At 62.6% G+C, this 16,454-nt stretch carries 14 protein-coding genes and 1 tRNA gene; 7 read left to right on the top strand and 8 right to left on the bottom strand.

Annotation, left to right across the window (positions count from 1 at the left end):
• The first annotated feature begins 253 nt into the window (after positions 1-253).
• Positions 254-1,588 (top strand): MFS transporter, encoded by a 1,335-nt coding sequence (locus A7A77_RS01980; protein ID WP_066552745.1) that lies wholly within the window; start codon positions 254-256, stop codon positions 1,586-1,588.
• A 60-nt stretch (positions 1,589-1,648) separates the two neighbouring features.
• On the opposite strand, the gene A7A77_RS01985 is transcribed toward A7A77_RS01980, so the two are convergent.
• From A7A77_RS01985 to cpdR, 4 genes are all read right to left on the bottom strand, one after another.
• The gene (locus tag A7A77_RS01985) at positions 1,649-3,271 is read right to left on the bottom strand and encodes a GNAT family N-acetyltransferase (RefSeq protein WP_066552747.1); all 1,623 of its coding nucleotides are present in this window, start codon (positions 3,269-3,271) and stop codon (positions 1,649-1,651) included.
• Positions 3,272-3,455: 184 nt separating this feature from the next.
• On the bottom strand, positions 3,456-4,682 hold the full coding sequence (locus A7A77_RS01990; RefSeq protein WP_066552750.1) for an NADP-dependent isocitrate dehydrogenase: 1,227 nt from the start codon (positions 4,680-4,682) through the stop codon (positions 3,456-3,458).
• A gap of 203 nt (positions 4,683-4,885) precedes the next feature.
• Positions 4,886-4,960, bottom strand: a tRNA-Val gene (locus A7A77_RS01995).
• A gap of 133 nt (positions 4,961-5,093) precedes the next feature.
• Positions 5,094-5,471, bottom strand: a complete 378-nt coding sequence (gene cpdR, locus A7A77_RS02000; protein ID WP_066553440.1) for a cell cycle two-component system response regulator CpdR — start codon at positions 5,469-5,471, stop codon at positions 5,094-5,096.
• A 230-nt stretch (positions 5,472-5,701) separates the two neighbouring features.
• Here cpdR and A7A77_RS02005 point away from each other — a divergent pair, with 230 nt between their 5' ends.
• Complete coding sequence (locus tag A7A77_RS02005; protein WP_082835838.1) at positions 5,702-6,697, top strand: N-formylglutamate amidohydrolase; 996 nt, start codon at positions 5,702-5,704, stop codon at positions 6,695-6,697.
• A gap of 262 nt (positions 6,698-6,959) precedes the next feature.
• On the opposite strand, the gene A7A77_RS02010 is transcribed toward A7A77_RS02005, so the two are convergent.
• Positions 6,960-7,724 carry a SapC family protein gene (locus A7A77_RS02010; protein ID WP_066552753.1) on the bottom strand — a complete coding sequence of 255 codons (765 nt, stop codon included), beginning with the start codon at positions 7,722-7,724 and terminating at the stop codon, positions 6,960-6,962.
• Between the two features lie 135 nt (positions 7,725-7,859).
• The gene (locus A7A77_RS02015; protein WP_066552756.1) at positions 7,860-9,305 is read right to left on the bottom strand and encodes an FAD-binding oxidoreductase; all 1,446 of its coding nucleotides are present in this window, start codon (positions 9,303-9,305) and stop codon (positions 7,860-7,862) included.
• Between the two features lie 126 nt (positions 9,306-9,431).
• Between A7A77_RS02015 and A7A77_RS02020 the strand changes: the two genes are divergently transcribed.
• The 3 genes from A7A77_RS02020 to A7A77_RS02030 all read left to right on the top strand — a co-directional run bounded on the left by A7A77_RS02020 (position 9,432) and on the right by A7A77_RS02030 (position 12,191).
• Positions 9,432-9,983, top strand: a complete 552-nt coding sequence (locus A7A77_RS02020) for a hypothetical protein (RefSeq protein ID WP_066552759.1) — start codon at positions 9,432-9,434, stop codon at positions 9,981-9,983.
• Between the two features lie 238 nt (positions 9,984-10,221).
• Positions 10,222-11,601, top strand: coding sequence for a DEAD/DEAH box helicase (locus tag A7A77_RS02025; RefSeq protein WP_066553448.1), 1,380 nt, complete (start codon positions 10,222-10,224; stop codon positions 11,599-11,601).
• Positions 11,602-11,657: 56 nt separating this feature from the next.
• Complete coding sequence (locus tag A7A77_RS02030) at positions 11,658-12,191, top strand: dihydrofolate reductase family protein (protein WP_066552763.1); 534 nt, start codon at positions 11,658-11,660, stop codon at positions 12,189-12,191.
• Here the strand turns inward: A7A77_RS02030 and A7A77_RS02035 are convergent.
• Positions 12,188-14,485, bottom strand: coding sequence for an ATP-dependent helicase (locus tag A7A77_RS02035; RefSeq protein WP_066553458.1), 2,298 nt, complete (start codon positions 14,483-14,485; stop codon positions 12,188-12,190). The genes A7A77_RS02030 and A7A77_RS02035 overlap by 4 nt on opposite strands.
• A 152-nt stretch (positions 14,486-14,637) precedes the next feature.
• Here A7A77_RS02035 and A7A77_RS02040 point away from each other — a divergent pair, with 152 nt between their 5' ends.
• Together A7A77_RS02040 and A7A77_RS02045 are read left to right on the top strand one after the other, a co-directional pair.
• Complete coding sequence (locus A7A77_RS02040; protein ID WP_156500322.1) at positions 14,638-15,312, top strand: hypothetical protein; 675 nt, start codon at positions 14,638-14,640, stop codon at positions 15,310-15,312.
• Between the two features lie 205 nt (positions 15,313-15,517).
• Complete coding sequence (locus A7A77_RS02045; RefSeq protein ID WP_066552768.1) at positions 15,518-15,883, top strand: hypothetical protein; 366 nt, start codon at positions 15,518-15,520, stop codon at positions 15,881-15,883.
• Positions 15,884-15,890: 7 nt separating this feature from the next.
• Here the strand turns inward: A7A77_RS02045 and rsmD are convergent, their stop codons facing one another.
• On the bottom strand, positions 15,891-16,439 hold the full coding sequence (gene rsmD / locus A7A77_RS02050) for a 16S rRNA (guanine(966)-N(2))-methyltransferase RsmD (protein WP_066552770.1): 549 nt from the start codon (positions 16,437-16,439) through the stop codon (positions 15,891-15,893).
• Between the last annotated feature and the right edge of the window lie 15 nt (positions 16,440-16,454).

Here is a 16,454-nt window from a genome sequence, read left to right on the forward strand (position 1 = left end):
AAAACAAGATGAAAGGCACGCCGATTGCGGCGCGCGTTCGATGTCACGCACGCTAGACTAGCGGGAGAGGATGACAATGGCCTGAACACGGTTTCTGTCGAAACCAGTTGACCGTTCGTCGATTGGCGGTGAAGAAATGGCGAAACGTCGCCTTTCGGGGCGGCAGAACAGGAACGACGGGGTCGAATTGCCCGGGCGGGGAACACTGCATCTCTCCGATCCGGGCAGTCGCGCAATTCGGGGAGCATCGGTTTTGGCATCATCGGAAACGCATGGCAGCACACGGTTCGTGCTGAGCGAGAGCAAGCGGCTCAGGCTGTTCAGCATGACCGTGTTCTATTTCGCGCAAGGGTTGCCGATCGGTCTTTACCTCACCGCTGTGGCTGCATGGATCTCGCAAAACGGGGCTTCGGCCAGCGATGTCGCGTTCCTCGTTACCACGACTTACCTGCCATGGAGTTTCAAGTTCTTCGGGGCGGCGTTGATGGACCGCTACACCTACCTCGCCATGGGACGTCGGCGGATATGGCTTATCGGGTCGCAGGCGCTGATGGTGATCGGGCTGGTCGTCGCTGCCGCCGCGTCGCCGGGGCCGGGCGATATCGAACTGCTCGCCTATGTCGGGTTCGCGATCTTCGTTGGCAGTGCGATGCAGGACGTTGCGGTTGATGGCCTTGCCGTCGATATCCTTCCGGACGAAGAACAGGGCACTGCCAGCGCCTTTATGTTCGCAGGGCAGGCTTTCGGCATCTCGATCGGTGCGGCGCTCGGCGGGTTCCTGCTGGCCCGCTATGGAACGACAGTGGCATTCCTCGGCTTCCTGCCGCTGGTTGGCGGGATATTCCTGCTGGCCGTGATCCTGAGAGAGCGGACGGGCGAGAAAATGTTGCCGTGGACGGCGGGGCAGGCGTCGCCCGACGCGGTCAGTATCGAGCGTGCCAACTGGCTCGGCATCCTCAGGATCACGTTCAAGTCCATGATCAAACGCGATAGCATTATCTACCTGCTTGCCGCCGTTGCCGTGCGTGCGACCGGTGGCATGTTCGTCGCATTCTGGCCGCTTTACGCGACGAAGGAGGCGGGCTGGTCGACCGAGGACTATTCGGCGATGGCCGCAACGCTGGGCCTGATCATCGCGGCCTTCGGCATGGGGGCGGGCGCATTCCTGAATGCAAAGTTCGGCCCGCGCCGCTCCTCGGTCTTTTCAGCGGGCATGTACGTGGTACTGGCCTCGCTGTTCCTGATCTGGCCGGAAATGGGCCTGATCTGGGCGGGCTTCATCTTCCTCTACATGCTGACAGACACGACCAGCCTGCTCTATTCGATCTGCACCAACCCGATCCGCATGCGCCTTTCCGACAAGCGCGTCGCGGCCACGCAGTTCACGATCTACAATTCGTTGTCCAACCTGCCGGTACCGGCGGGGGCATGGATACTGGCCTACACCACCGATCTTGGCGGCAGGCCCGCATCGATGACGACGGTGATCGGCCTTGCCATCTTCGGAATGATCGCACTGTCGCTGCTGCGCATCGGCAACGTGGTTGACGAACACCCAGAAGACGACATGACGCCTCGTATGGATTGAGGGTGCCCAGACCTTCGACGACAAGGCACTTCAGTATCACGCGCTGGACGATAGCGCCGTTCAGCCCCCACCCATCGTGCGCGTGCCGAGCGGCTTGCCGCCGGCATCGTCGACGGCCATCCGGCCCGTCTGCTCCTTGCCGACCTGATCGGCCCATTCGATCTGGTATAGATCGAAACGCCGGTCGGCGAGGTTGCGCACCGTTCCTTCCGCCCGTGCCCATGACAGGTCGGCAAGGTTGATGTCGCTGATCGTCAGGGTTTCGACGTTCTCGCTCGCCTCTGCCGCGATGCCGTCGCGCGCGAAGGGGAAGTCGCATGGCGTGAGGATGCAGGATTGGGCGTACTGGATGTCCATGTTGCCCACGTTCGGCAGGTTGCCGACATTGCCGCTCATCACCACGAAACACTGGTTCTCGATCGCACGCGCCTGCGCGCAATAGCGAACGCGCATATAGCCCTGCCGACTGTCGGTGCAGAACGGCACGAAGATGATCCGCGCGCCTTCGTCGACAAGCCGGCGAGCGAGTTCGGGAAATTCGCTGTCGTAGCAGATGAGCACGCCGATCGGTCCGCAGTCGGTCTGGATCGCGTCGATCGAATCGCCGCCCTTGATGTTCCACCAGTATGCCTCGTTCGGCGTGGCGTGGATCTTCTCCTGTTCGTGGATCGAACCGTCGCGCAGGCAGATGTAGGCCACGTTATGGATGTCGCCGTCATCCATCCGCGTCGGGTGCGAACCGCCGATAATGTTGATGTTGTATTCCAGCGCCATTTTCGACAGCGCGGTACGGATGCGCGGCGTATAGGCCGAAAGCGCCTCGATCGATTCCTGGCTGCTCAGCTCCTGGTCCGCGAAGGATAGGAGGGGGAGGGTGAAGAGTTCCGGGAAGAGGATGAAGTCCGCTTCGTAATCGGCTGCAACGTCGACGAAGTATTCGACACCCTTCATGAACTCTTCGTAGCTTTCGACTGCGCGGGCCTGCAGCTGGCAGGTAGCGATGCGCACGCTTTCCACATTGCGTGGTACGCGGAACTTCTTGGGCTGGTCGGTATCGACATAGGGGTTGCGCCAGACCATGTGGACGGCGTTGGACTTCGATTTCTTGTCCTCGGCCAAGTACCCTTCGAGGATGCCGATCGGCTCGAACCCGTTGGCCAGCTGGAAACGCAGGACGGGGTCGTGAATCTTCCCCTCGACCACCTTGTCCAGATAATCCTGCGGTCCGGTCACCTTGCGCCGGTTACGGGTGTAGTTCGGCATCCGGCCGCCGAAGACGATGCCCGAAAGCTCCAGCCGTTCGGCCAGTGCGCGGCGTTCCTCGTAAAGGCGGCGACCGATGCGCGTGCCGCGCACTTTCGGATCGACGCACATTTCGTAGCCGTAAAGCCAGTCGCCATTGGGCATATGGCGTGAACCGAAGCCGTTGCCGGTGATCTCGTCCCAGGTATGCGGGCGCATCGCCATGCCCTTGGCCACGCGCATCGTGGCGCAATAGCCGACGACCTTGCCGTCCAGTTTCGCGACAAAGCATCCTTCGGGGTAATTGTTCATCTGCCCGCGAATCTCGCCATAGGTATAGGCGGGCATGTCGTCATACGCGCGGCGCACCAGCGCGGCGATGGCGGACACGTCCTTGGGCTTCGCCTGGCGCACTTCAAGGCGCGCTTGCGTATTGGCCATGTTCAGATCAGCTCCGGTGAATTTGTCTCAAGTGGTCGGATCCCGGTTCGACGAACGCGCCGGGCGCGGGCATGTTCCGTTCGATACCCTGCCTGTCCGGAAACGAAAACACCGGCCGCGCCTTGCGGGCGGGCCGGTGTTTCGATTTCTTCGCGTCAGTTGCGAAAAGGATGGGCCACCCGGCTTACGCCCAGGCAGCCATTTCCTTTTCCAGGCCTTCGACGATGGCTTCGAAGAACTGCTCGGTCGTCATCCAGTCCTGCGACGGGCCGATCAGGAGCGCGAGGTCCTTCGTCATCTTGCCGTCCTCGACGCATTTGATGCAGACGCGCTCAAGCGTTTCGGCAAACTTCACGACGTCGGGCGTGTTGTCGAACTTGCCGCGATACATCAGGCCGCGCGTCCACGCGAAGATCGATGCGATCGGGTTGGTCGACGTCGCCTTGCCCTGCTGGTGCTGGCGGTAGTGGCGGGTGACGGTGCCGTGCGCGGCTTCGGCTTCGACGGTCTTGCCGTCGGGCGCCATGAGGACCGAGGTCATCAGGCCCAGCGAGCCGTAGCCCTGCGCAACCGTATCAGACTGCACGTCGCCGTCGTAGTTCTTGCAGGCCCAGACGAACTTGCCGCTCCACTTCAGGGCCGATGCGACCATGTCGTCGATCAGGCGGTGTTCGTAGTGAATGCCGGCTTCCTTGAACTTCTCGGCGAAACCTTCGGTATCGAACACTTCCTGGAACAGATCCTTGAAGCGACCGTCATAGGCCTTCATGATGGTGTTCTTGGTCGACAGGTAGACCGGCCACTTCAGGCCAAGGCCGTAGTTGAACGAGGCGCGCGCGAAGTCGCGGATCGATTCGTCGAGGTTGTACATCGCCATTGCGACGCCCGGTGCCGGGAACTTGAAGACTTCGAGGTCGAGGTCGTTCTGGCCGTCTTCGGAATCGAAGACGAGGCGCAGCGTGCCCTTGCCGGGGATCAGCGTGTCGGTGGCGCGATACTGGTCGCCAAAGGCGTGACGGCCGACGACGATGGGGTCGGTCCAGCCCGGAACGAGGCGCGGCACGTTGTCGATGACGATCGGTTCACGGAAGACAACGCCGCCAAGAATGTTGCGGATCGTGCCGTTGGGCGAACGCCACATTTTCTTGAGGTTGAACTCTTCCACGCGGGCTTCGTCCGGCGTGATCGTGGCGCACTTCACGCCGACGCCGCATTCCTTGATCGCGTTGGCGGCGTCGACGGTGATCTGGTCGTCCGTCTCGTCGCGCTTCTCGACAGAGAGGTCGTAGTACTTCAGATTGATGTCGAGATAGGGCAGGATCAGGCGTTCGCGAATCCACTGCCAGATGATGCGGGTCATTTCATCGCCGTCGATCTCGACGACCGGGTTCGCTACCTTGATCTTCTGCATGGGCTTCCTGTCTCTGGTCTGGGTCTAAGAGGGAGGGCGCGCCACGGATGCAGCGCGCGGGAACTTTCGGGCGCGTCTTAGCAAAGCGATGCGCAAGCGCAAGGCGCCACCTTGTACCTTCGGTCGGGCGCAAGGCCTCGGAAACGGTCGGGGCGGGCCTGCCAGCGCAAAATATCGTCAGTTTTGCGGGAAGTTAGCGCCGATGGTGGGCGTAGGAAGGATTGAACTTCCGACCCCTACGATGTCAACATAGTGCTCTACCACTGAGCTATACGCCCACACCATCGGTCCGCTAAAGCCGGTGCATCGTTGCTTCCGGCTGGCAGGCGCTGCCCAATAGCGACAGGTTGCATGCTGGGCAAGACCCGTTTCGCGGCCACTTGAAAAAAGTCGCGTGCCGGCGGTGCGGCGCTAGAGGTTTGCGTTCGCCATGCTGCTGTCGAACAGCCGTTCGACCTCCAGCACCAGATCGCGCAGGTGAAACGGTTTCGACAGAACCTTGGCCTGCGGCGCTTCGCGGCTGGCCTTCATCGTCACGGCGGCAAAGCCGGTAATGAACATGACTTTCGTTGTCGGTGAAACCTGCGAGCAGCGCTGCGCCAGTTCGATACCGTCCATTTCCGGCATCACGATGTCGGAAAGCAGCAGGTCGAAATGTTCTTCGGTCAGAAGCGGGAGTGCGTGCGTTCCGCGATCGACGGCAACCACCTCGTACCCGGCGTTTTCAAGCGCGCGGGCAAGGTAGGTGCGCATCGAATCTTCGTCTTCTGCCAACAGGATGCGAATCATGTCTTCCTCAATAACCCTGGCGTCCGTGTCCCCGAAACCCGCATAGCGCGGGCTGTGGAAGCCTTGCGCCGAACTCCCGATCCTGTCGGGCATTCAGCAGCTTGCATCGATACGAATATAACAAATTTCCTTAATTTCTGCACCAATCGCAGCGCTGTGCACCTTTGATACAGGCGCAACGCGGGCGTGGGCATTGACGCGCTTACGCTTGCGGTCCAGCGTGACCGGCGATGAACGATCGGCGGTCCGACCAGAGCCTGGATGCCACACGCGGTTCGAACGGCACGCGCGCGGCGGGGCTGGTTTCGGGCGGATCGATTCCCGGACTTTCGCGACCGGCCTTCACCTTGCAGCGGCCCGCCGCCCTGCAAATCCCGGTCCTGATCGCGGTGCCGCATGCTGGGCGGGCCTATCCGCCGGAATTGCTTGCCCGCATGCGCTTTCCCGATGCCACGCCGCTCCGGCTTGAGGATCGCTTTGTTGACGAAGTTGCGCGGCAGGCGGCTACCCGGTGCGGTGCGGCGTTGCTGGTGGCCCATGCACCACGCGCGATGATCGACCTCAATCGCGATCCGCTTGATCTCGATCTCGGCATGTTCACCGCTGGTGAGGACGAGAAGAAGGCGATGCGACTCAAGATGCCGCAGGGCGGAACGCAAAGCGCGCGGTCCATGCGGGGGCTGGGCCTGTTTCCGCGCCGCATTTCGGGCATGGGAGAGTTGTGGCGCGCGCCGATGCAACCGATAGAGGCCAGCCGCCGCATCGCTGCTGTCCACTCCCCTTATCACGATGCCCTTGCCGGCGAACTAGGCGACATATGCGCAGCATGGGGCGGGGCGCTGCTGCTCGATCTCCATTCCATGCCCGACCTGCCAGCCCGCAGCGGCGGTCTGGCACCGGCCACGCACGTGCTTGGCGACAGGTTCGGTGCAAGTTGCGCGCGTCCGATCGTGGATGCTGGATTGGGTACGCTCCATTTCGCGGGTGCCGAAGCAGCCTATAACCGGCCTTATGCCGGTGGTTACGTGCTGGACCGGCACGGCGTGCCGAGGCGGGGGATCAACGCGGTGCAGCTGGAACTGGCGCGCAGCCTCTATCTCGATGACCGGCTGGACAGGCCGGGCGATGGGGTGGAGGCGCAGGCGCGCATCGTCGCCGACGCGGCAATCGCCATGGCGGAAGCGCTGACGGGTAGCGAATCGGACTGGGCGCAAGCCGCCGAATAGAGCGAGGGCGCAGCCACGGCATTGCGGCGCGGAGAGTGACCCGCCGGATACCAAATAAAAAACCACCCCGTGCGAACACGGGGTGGTCAAGGTTCAGGGAGGTTGACGCACGCTAATGCGCCACTCCGACCGGGCCATGAGGGAAGCCGCGACCGGATAAGAGATAAATAGGCCAACATTCCGCCTGTTGCAAGAGTGCATCAGGTAGAATTTTTTTATTTCAGGCCTTGTTTATCGCAATCGGTCGCGAATTTCCCTGAAATCAGGCGTTCTGCGGCTGTGGGGCTTTACCCATTTCAGCCTGCCGCGCGAAAATTTCACGCATCAGCGAAAGTGAGAACAGGTGAGCGAACACCAGCGGGAGCAGCCCGTTCTGGTTCCAGCTGCGCAGTTGGTCGCCGCGAACTTCTTTTAGCTTGTCCTGATTCACCATCTGGAAGCCGCGATAGATATAGGGCTTCTCGTTCTCGCGGCTGATCGAAACTTCGCCGTCCATCAGCAGGTCGGCTTTCTTCAGCTCGTCGATGAACGCTTTGGTACGGTGACCGGCCTGTTCGAAATTCTCGTTGAACTGCAGGATGTCCTGCGTCGCCTTGGTCGGCTGGCCATCGGCGAACAGGGGCTGGCCCTCTTCGAAATCGCCGACAAGGCCGCTCGACACGTCGAAGCAGAGCGAAAGCTGATCGCTTTCCGGCTTCAGCTTGGCAAGCAGGAAGGGATAGCGGCGCACATATGCCGGCACGTAGCACGGGGTGGTCATCGTGCCTTCTTCGTCGAAGAAGGTGTTCACGCCTTCGTTCAGGCCCATCAGCGCCAGCGGAACGGGATTTTCACCCGAAGAGAACACGATGGGGAAGTGGCGCTGCGCCAGCGGGAATTCCTCTACGGTGATCGGAACAGCGTGTTCCTTGCCAAGCCATGCGGCCTTGTCGGTCGATTTCGCCTTGAAGGTGCCGTGCTGCTGGCTGTTCAGCGGTTCGAGGTTCTTGTAGAACAGCGGAAGGTTCGGGTTCGGCGCACTCGCCATGGGACTCTCCGGTAAAAATGCGGATGGTTGCAGGACTGGCCGCCTTCGGGGGCGGCGGTTGCGCGGGGGTTTAGGGCGTTGCCGAACGGGGCGCAAGCAGCGACTGCCCCCGTCGCCCATGTTTTCGCATGCGTTTCAGACCAGTTTTCCGGGGTTGAGCAAGCCCGCCGGATCGAGCGCGCTCTTCACCGCTTTCATTACGGCGATGGCGGCCGGGTCATGGGTTTCGAGCAGTGTCTGCAACTTGTCCTGCCCGATTCCGTGTTCGGCAGAGATCGATCCGCCGCGGTCAGTGACAAGGCGATAGACGAAGCTGCTGATCGCTTTTCCTTCGTCACGGTTCCATGTTGCCGCATCGGAACCCGCTGGTGCGATCACGTGGAAGTGGATGTTGCCGTCGCCCAGATGGCCGAAAGCGGCGACCTCATGCCCCGGGAATCGCTCGATAACACTGCGCGAGGCATCGACGATGAAGTCGGGCATCTGTTCGACCGCGACGGATATGTCGTGCTGGGCAGCCGGCCCCTTGGCCTTTTCGGCGGGGGAGATTGTCTCGCGCAGTTGCCAGAATGCCTCTGCCTGCGCTTCGTTGGCGGCGATCGCGGCATCCTCGATCAGCCCTTCTTCAAACGCGTCGGCCAGCACGGTTTCCACGGCATCGCCAAGCGTATTCGCCCCGGCCTTGTCGGCCACGAATTCGAGTAGGGCATACCATGCGTGCTTCCCCTCCAGCGGCGCCTGCGCGGTGGGTACGTAGGCGAGTACGGCATCAAGGCAGGACTGCGGAAAGACCTCGAATCCTTCCAGCGCGTCGGCCATCGCAGCTTCGCATTCCAGCATTAGTCGCCGCGCGGCGTGAATGCTTTCCACGCCCGCGATCACCACCCGCCGTTCCGCCACGGCGGGGCTGAGTTTCACGACCACGCGTGTCACGATGCCCAGCGTCCCTTCGGAACCGATGAAGATCTGCTTGAGATCGAAGCCGCGATTGTCCTTTTTCAACGGAGTCGAAAGATCGAGCACTTCGCCATTGGCAAGCACCACTTCCAGCCCCGCCACCAGCGCGCGCATCACGCCGTGGCGCAGCACCTGGGTGCCGCCGGCATTGGTGGATGTCAGCCCGCCGACGGTTGCTGAACCCTTGCCGCCCAGCGAAAGCGGAAAGCGCAGGCCCTGTGCTTCGGACGCTTCGTGAAGGGTTTGCAACACCGCGCCCGCGCCGCAGGTTGCGGACATCGCAGCGGCATCGATCGCGATCGCGTTCATCCGCCGCGTGGACAGCAGGATGGCCCTGCCGCTCTCGTCGGGCGTAGCGCCGCCCACCATGCCGCTGTTGCCGCCTTGCGCGACGATGGGCACGCCATGTTCGGCGCAAAGCTTCACCAGCGCGGCAACCTGCGCCGTGTCCGATGGCTGGGCCATGGCAAGCGCCTTGCCATGATAGCGGCCACGCCAGTCCGTCAGCCATGGCTCGATATCCGCAGCATCGGTCACGAGACCCTTCGGCCCGAGAATAGTGCTCGCCGCCTTCAGGAATGTTTCGGTTCGACCATTGTCGGCGATCGTCGTGTCAGTGTTCATCGGTTGTCATTCCCGGCTGCGGTCACGCGCGATAGGTGCCCGGTTAAGCGCGCATTCAATCCCTATCGTCCAGTTGCGGGACAGGGACAACAGGGACTTGCGGCAATCGGGGATGATCCCCTAACCGTGAAACCCGTTCAGGGCTGGAGCATCGATTTGGGATTGGGCATTGGCGCGCTGTGGCTCTTGCCGCTTGCCCTGACCGGGGCGAGCGCGGACGTGCACGCCATTCGGCCCGTGACGCAAACGTCGGTCGTCGCAGACAGTACCGAGACCACGTTTTCCGAAATCCGGATGCAGGTGGAAACGCGACGGCGCGTGATGATCCGCATCACCCCGCTCAGCCGCGTGGCTCCGCCACCGCCAGTCGTTGTCCAGAAAGCCGAGCCGCGCCGCCGTGCCACAAGCGGGGAGGCGCAGCAGTGCATTCCGCTGGAGGATGTGGCGGGGGTGAAGCTGGGGCAGGGGCGGACCTTGCTCCTTTACATGCGTGACAGGCGGGTTGTGCGCACCTTGCTCGAACGATCGTGCCAGGTCAGCAGTTTCTATTCCGGCTTCTATGTCGAACGCCCTGCCGACGGGATGCTATGCGCCGGGCGGGAAGCCTTGCACGCCCGTTCCGGCGCCGATTGCCAGCTCAGCGCTTTCAGCGAGGTTGGCGACGAAGACGGCGAATGAACCGGCCGCCGATCTGGTGCCGATTCGGTGCTTTACCTTGACTTTTCGCGTTCCATGCGCATAGCGGCCAATGCGTCCGGCCCAGCAGGGGCGGGCGTACCGGTCGGTCGTGACCCGGTATCGCCGTTGCGCAGTCCGCATCGGCTTTCTGCCGGGCTGATGGCCCGCCACTTTCCGAATAGAATTCCAACGCTGCCGGGTGTCTCGCCAGAACCGGATGCCCAAACAGGATATTTGCATGAAGTTTGCCGATCTCGGCCTCTCTGAAGAACTGCTGCAGTCGGTGGAAGCCGCCGGCTACTCCGAACCGACTCCGATCCAGGCGCAGGCGATACCGTCCGTGCTGATGATGCGGGACTTGATCGGAATCGCGCAGACCGGAACCGGCAAGACCGCGAGCTTCGTGCTGCCGATGATCGACATCCTTGCCCACGGTCGCCGCCGCGCACGCATGCCGCGCTCTCTGATTCTGGAGCCGACGCGCGAACTGGCCGCACAGGTTGCCGAGAATTTCGAGAAGTACGGCACCAACCACGACCTGAAGATGGCGCTGCTGATCGGCGGCGTTCAGATGGCCGATCAGGTAAAGGCGCTGGACGAGGGCGTGGATGTGTTGATCGCGACGCCGGGCCGTTTGATGGACCTGTTCGAACGCGGCAAGATCCTGCTGACCGGCTGCGACTTGCTCGTCATCGACGAGGCTGACCGCATGCTCGACATGGGTTTCATCCCCGACATCGAGACGATCTGCGAAAAGCTGCCCCAGACACGCCAGACACTGCTGTTTTCGGCGACGATGCCGCCGCCGATCAAGAAGCTGGCCGACCGCTTCCTGTCGAATCCGAAAAACGTGGAAGTGTCGCGCGCCGCATCCACGAACAAGGACATCGAACAGTTCAAGATGGACGTGCCCGCCCGCAAGAAGCGGGAAGCACTGCGCTGGATTCTCGAAAACGACCAGGTCAACACCGCCATCGTCTTCGCCAACCGCAAGACCACGGTGCGTGAACTGAACAAGAGCCTGCAGCGCCACGGCTTCAAGACCGGCGAAATCCACGGTGACATGGACCAGCCCGCCCGCCTTGCCGAGCTTGCGCTGTTCAAGGAAGGCAAGATCAACATCCTGTGCGCCAGCGATGTTGCCGCGCGCGGACTGGATATCAAGGGCGTGAGCCACGTCGTCAATTTCGACTGCCCGTGGCATCCGGACGACTACGTCCACCGCATCGGCCGCACCGGCCGCGCAGGTGCCAAGGGTCGCGCCTTCACCCTGATCGCGCCCGACGATGCCGAAGCGCTCGACAATGTCGAGAAGCTGACCGGTGCGAAATTGCCTCCCTTCGACTTCAAGGCGCACTTCGAAAAATACGGCGCGCCGGTCGAAGAGGAAAAGCCCGCCCGCAAATCCCGCTCGCGCCGCGACGATGCGTCAGGGGACGAGGATGGCGAAGAGCGGCAGGAACGCCGCCCGCGCCGCGACCGTGCCGAACGGTCGGCCCGCAGCGAACGCCCCGAACGCCAGCCGCGCCGCCGCTACGAGGAGCAGGATGAGCCGAGCGAACCGGGCGTCTGGAACGGCCCGGTGCCGGACTTCCTGCAGCATTCGGCCGTCGCCTGAACGGGAACATCCCCGCTTCCTGAGCGCTTCTGCCTCCAACCGGCAAGGAGGCTCTCGTGGGTCGCATCACCGCATCACTGAACATCACGCCCGATGGCTTCTGCAATCACGATGCCGTGGTTGCGGACGCTGAATTCACGCGCTTCGCAACTGCCCAAGTCGAGGCGGCCGAGAGGCTGCTGCTGGGACGCAAGACATACGAATTGTTCGAGAGTTACTGGCCGGAGGCCGCGCGCAATCCCGCACATGACCCGCTAGAATATGCTCTCGGCAAGGCCATCGTCGCCATTCCACGCACGGTCGTCTCACGAACGCTAACGTTCAGCGATTGGGAAGGAACCGAGTTCGTGAGCGACATCACCGATTTCGTTGCGGATGGTGAGGTACTTTTGCTTGGCAGCCCGTCGATCCACTCACGTCTCGCATCGGATGGCCGGATTGAGCGGTTCTGCTATCTCGTGCACCCAATGCTGCCCGCGCGCGGCGCCCGCTTGTTCGAAGGCAGCCGATCTCACCCGTCAGCGATCCGCTTTATCAAATCGCAATCCTTTGCCTCGGGCGTTCGGGTGCTCGAATATGCTCGCGACTAGGCGGGTTTGACGAAACTGTCGATCAGGCGCTTGGTCGATCCGCCCTCGAAGGTGATCTCCAGCTTGTTCCCCTCTTGCGCGACGACTTCGCCATAGCCGAACTTGTCGTGAAACACGCGGTCGCCGACACCGATATCGGTGCGCGCCTTTGCCGCAAAGCTGGCGGCGCTGCGGCGCGCTTCGGGGATGCGTTTTGGCGTGGCGTCATATTCGGATGCGGCAGCCCGTTTCCAGCCGGGTCCGCGCGTCATCGTGCGTGCGGGCTGGGCGCGGGCGACGTGGGCGAAGGGGTCGGAATGCTCGCTCCACTGCGCGCGCCATAGCGAGGCACCGCCGGTCATCGTCGTTTCCGCCTCGATCATGTCTTCGGGCAGTTCTTCGACAAACCGGCTGGGTATCGCGCTGCTCCACTGGCCGTAAATACGCCGGTTCGCAGCATGCAGGATCGTGCATTCGCGCCGTGCCCGCGTGATCGCCACATAGGCGAGGCGGCGTTCTTCCTCCAGACTGCGCAAGCCGCCTTCGTCGATCGCACGCTGCGACGGGAAGACGCCTTCTTCCCAGCCGGGCAGGAAGACATGATCGAATTCCAGCCCCTTGGCCGCGTGCATCGTCATGATCGTGATCGTGTCTTCGCTGTCCGCCGCGTCATTGTCCATCACGAGGCTGACGTGTTCGAGGAACCCGCCCAGCGTTTCGTAATCTTCCATCGCGCGGGCGAGTTCGGAGAGGTTTTCAAGCCGCCCTGCCGCTTCCGCGCTCTTTTCCGCCTGCAGCATGGCAGTATAACCGCTCTCGTCCAGCACGGTTCGCGCCAGTTCGGCGGGGCTTAGCGTCTGTGCCGCCTCGCGCCAGCGGGCGAAGTCACGCATCAGCGCGATGAAGGTGTTGCGCGCGCGGGCCGGCAGTTCGTCCGTCTCGCAAATGTCGACGGCGGCAGCGGCAAGGGGGATGCCCTGCGTTCGCGCGTGGACATGGGCCTTTTCCAGCGTCTTGGCGCCAAGGCCGCGCTTGGGCTGGTTGTAGATACGCTCGAACGCCAGATCGTCCGCCGGCTGGGCAATGACGCGCAAATAGGCCAGTGCGTCGCGGATTTCCGCGCGTTCGTAGAACCGAAAGCCGCCGACGATCCGGTAGGGCAGGCCGATCTGGATGAACCGGTCCTCGAACTCGCGCGTCTGGAACTGCGCCCGCACAAGGATGGCCGAGCGCGACAGCCGGATGTCGCGACGTGTCAGCGCTTCCGCCTCGTCCCCGATGCGGCGCGCTTCTTCCGGCCCGTCCCACACGCCGATGACGCGGATCTTCTCGCCGGGGGGAATCTCGGTCCACAGCGTCTTGCCAAGGCGTTCGCTGTTCTCTCCGATCAGGCCCGATGCGGCGGCGAGGATTTCGGGCGTTGAGCGATAGTTCTGTTCCAGCCGGATGATCTTCGCGCCGGGAAAATCCTTCTCGAACCGCAGGATATTGGCCACTTCCGCGCCGCGCCACGAATAGATCGACTGGTCGTCGTCACCCACGACGCAGATATTGTGCCGCGGCTGGGCAAGCAGGCGCAGCCACAGGTACTGGACCGAATTGGTGTCCTGATATTCGTCCACCATGATGTACTTGAAGCGCTGGCGGTAGCTTTCGAGTATCTCCTTCTCGCGCCGGAAGATGTTCAGGACGTGAAGCAGCAGATCGCCGAAGTCGCAGGCGTTCAGCGCCTTCAGCCGGTTCTGGTAAAGCCCGTAGAAATGCGCGCCCTTGCCATTGGCGTAAGCCTCGTTTTCCGCCGCATCGAGATCGGCGGGATTCAGACCGCGATTCTTCCAGCGATCGATCAAACCGGCCAGTTGCCGCGCGGGCCACCGCTTGTCGTCGAGGTTCTCTGCCTGGATCAGCTGTTTCAACAGGCGCAACTGATCGTCGGTGTCGATGATCGTGTAGTTCGATTGCAGCCCGACAATCTCCGCATGGCGGCGCAGCATCCGGGCCGCGACGGCGTGAAAGGTACCGAGCCACGGCATCCCTTCGACGGCAGGGCCGATCATCCGGACCACACGCTCCCGCATTTCGCGGGCGGCCTTGTTGGTGAAGGTGACGCACAGAATTTCGCTGGGCCATGCACGCTTCGTTGCGACGAGGTGTGCAAGACGAGCGGTGAGCGCCGCCGTTTTGCCCGTACCCGCACCGGCCAGCATCAGGACCGGGCCTTCCGTCGTCAAAACCGCTTCGCGTTGCGGTTCGTTCAGGCCGGAAAGCCAGGGTTCCTGCGGGTTTACACAGTTTGGACCGGTCTCGACGGAAATGGGGGATTCGCTCTGGCTCACAGGTGAACAGGTAGGGAACGCAGGTCATCGGCGCAAGTCCGGTTGCAGCGTTGCCACATGGCCGTTTCCGGAACGTTTTCGCCGTTTGGCGCGTAGAATCGGGCAAATGCAATTGAATGCAGGAGTACCTGATGAAAACCGTTCTGAAGGCCGGTGCCGCCTTGTTGCTGGGCACCGCTACCATCGCCGCACCCACCATCGCGACCGCGCAGGATAATCCCTCGATGGTCAATTCCGTGAAGGACAAGCGCGGTTACGACGCCCTCGACGCCGCGCAGAAGGCTGAATACGACAGCTGGGCCGAGGAATACCAGACGAGCTACCTCGGCTGGCCGGCGAATTATCAGACCGAGTTCTGGACCTATCCGGTCGACTATCGCACATCGTACTGGGGCTGGCCTGCCGATTACCGTACGGCCTATTGGTCATGGCCCAGCGACTATCGCACCAGCTACTGGACATGGCCCAGCAATTACCAGTCGTACTACTGGGATCTCACAGACGAGCAGCAGGCCGCTTGGTGGGCGCTGACACCGGAACAGCGCGGCAAGATTCTTGCCATGACGCCGGAACAGCAGTTGGCCGCATGGGATTCGATCAACGCGCAGATCACCGCGTCGCAGGAGCCGGAAACGGTCATGGCCTCCAGCACGACGGTAGAGCCGGCCCCGGCGGCGCGTACCGGTGAGTACCCGATCTGTGGCGGCGATATACAGGACAGCTGTATCCAGCCGCGCGAGGCCGGCAAGAACTACGGCAACGTTCCGCTCGATTATTGGCCGGGTAAGCCTGCGAGCGAGATGTAAAAGTTAGCCGGGCAACCACCGCGGATTTGCGATCTCCGCGGTTGGGGCGGGGCGGTCGGTGCCATGGCGCCACCGCCCCTTTTGCCGTGCCCGATCGGTCAAACTTGCGCATCGTGGTTAATTCGCGGCTAACCACATGGGGTTGCAACACGGTATCAAATACTGCCTAATCCCGATGTACTTTTGGGGAATTGGGGAGTTTGACATGATCCGCACAATCACGCCTGCCGTTGCGGCGGGCCTTGCCTTGGCAACGGCCGCACCGGCGCTAGCCGACCATCACGAGGAAACGAAAGCCGAAGTGGTCGAGCGCAACGAAAAGGGCCATGCGACGAAGGTGAAGGTAGGCGAGTACGTCTATGCCGTGTGCACACCGGAATCGCAGGACAGCTGCATCAACCCGCGTGAGGCGGGCCTGAACTTCGGCAGCACGCCGCTGGATCACTGGCCCGGCGCGCCGGCCAGCGGGCTGACCGCACAGGAAAAGATGCGCACGGCAGAAGAGAACGCAGCGGCCAAGGCAGAGGCAGAAGCCGCCGAACAGGCGCCGGTGGCCGAAGCAGCCGAATAACCCGCGATCAGTTAGCGGCGAGGCGCAGCAGGTGAATGCGCGCCTTGCCGCTGTCGCGCGTGGCTTCGACTTCGAAGTCCTTGACCGCGACATCCTCGTCGCGGCTCGTCTCGATGCTGATCCATGCGCCGGGTGCAATCCAGCCCAGCCGGTTCAGCTTGTCCAGCGCGACCGATCCCGCTCCCGTGCCATAGGGCGGGTCCATGAAGATGATGTCCGGCTGCACCTTGGCAGGGCCGAGTGCGAGCACGGACGATGCGCGAACGTCGGAGCGGGCCTGCGCGTCGAACGTCGCGATATTGGTGCGCAGCGCTTTTACGGCAGCAGCATCCTGCTCCACGAACAGCGCTTGTGCAGCACCGCGTGACAGAGCCTCCAGCCCAAGGGCGCCCGATCCGGCGAACAGGTCGGCGACGGTCAGCCCTTCGAACGATCCGATCCGGCTGACCAGCATGGAGAACAGGGTTTCGCGCGTGCGATCCGCGGTGGGCCGAGTCGTGTCTCCTGCCGGCGCGACCAGCTTGCGCCCGCGCCAGTCACCGGCAACGATGCGCATTCCGCCCGGTCTGGT

It is taken from the genome of Croceicoccus bisphenolivorans (assembly GCF_001634625.1).
GTDB lineage: Bacteria > Pseudomonadota > Alphaproteobacteria > Sphingomonadales > Sphingomonadaceae > Croceicoccus > Croceicoccus bisphenolivorans.

Coding starts and splice junctions, on each gene's coding strand:
- A7A77_RS02040 (WP_156500322.1), top strand. CDS start 14,638: ATGAAAACCGTTCTGAAGGCCGGTGCCGCCTTGTTGCTGGGCACCGCT.
- A7A77_RS01985 (WP_066552747.1), bottom strand. CDS start 3,271: ATGGCCAATACGCAAGCGCGCCTTGAAGTGCGCCAGGCGAAGCCCAAG.
- rsmD (WP_066552770.1), bottom strand. CDS start 16,439: ATGCGCATCGTTGCCGGTGACTGGCGCGGGCGCAAGCTGGTCGCGCCG.
- A7A77_RS02010 (WP_066552753.1), bottom strand. CDS start 7,724: ATGGCGAGTGCGCCGAACCCGAACCTTCCGCTGTTCTACAAGAACCTC.
- A7A77_RS02025 (WP_066553448.1), top strand. CDS start 10,222: ATGAAGTTTGCCGATCTCGGCCTCTCTGAAGAACTGCTGCAGTCGGTG.
- cpdR (WP_066553440.1), bottom strand. CDS start 5,471: ATGATTCGCATCCTGTTGGCAGAAGACGAAGATTCGATGCGCACCTAC.
- A7A77_RS02045 (WP_066552768.1), top strand. CDS start 15,518: ATGATCCGCACAATCACGCCTGCCGTTGCGGCGGGCCTTGCCTTGGCA.
- A7A77_RS02005 (WP_082835838.1), top strand. CDS start 5,702: ATGAACGATCGGCGGTCCGACCAGAGCCTGGATGCCACACGCGGTTCG.
- A7A77_RS01990 (WP_066552750.1), bottom strand. CDS start 4,682: ATGCAGAAGATCAAGGTAGCGAACCCGGTCGTCGAGATCGACGGCGAT.
- A7A77_RS02015 (WP_066552756.1), bottom strand. CDS start 9,305: ATGAACACTGACACGACGATCGCCGACAATGGTCGAACCGAAACATTC.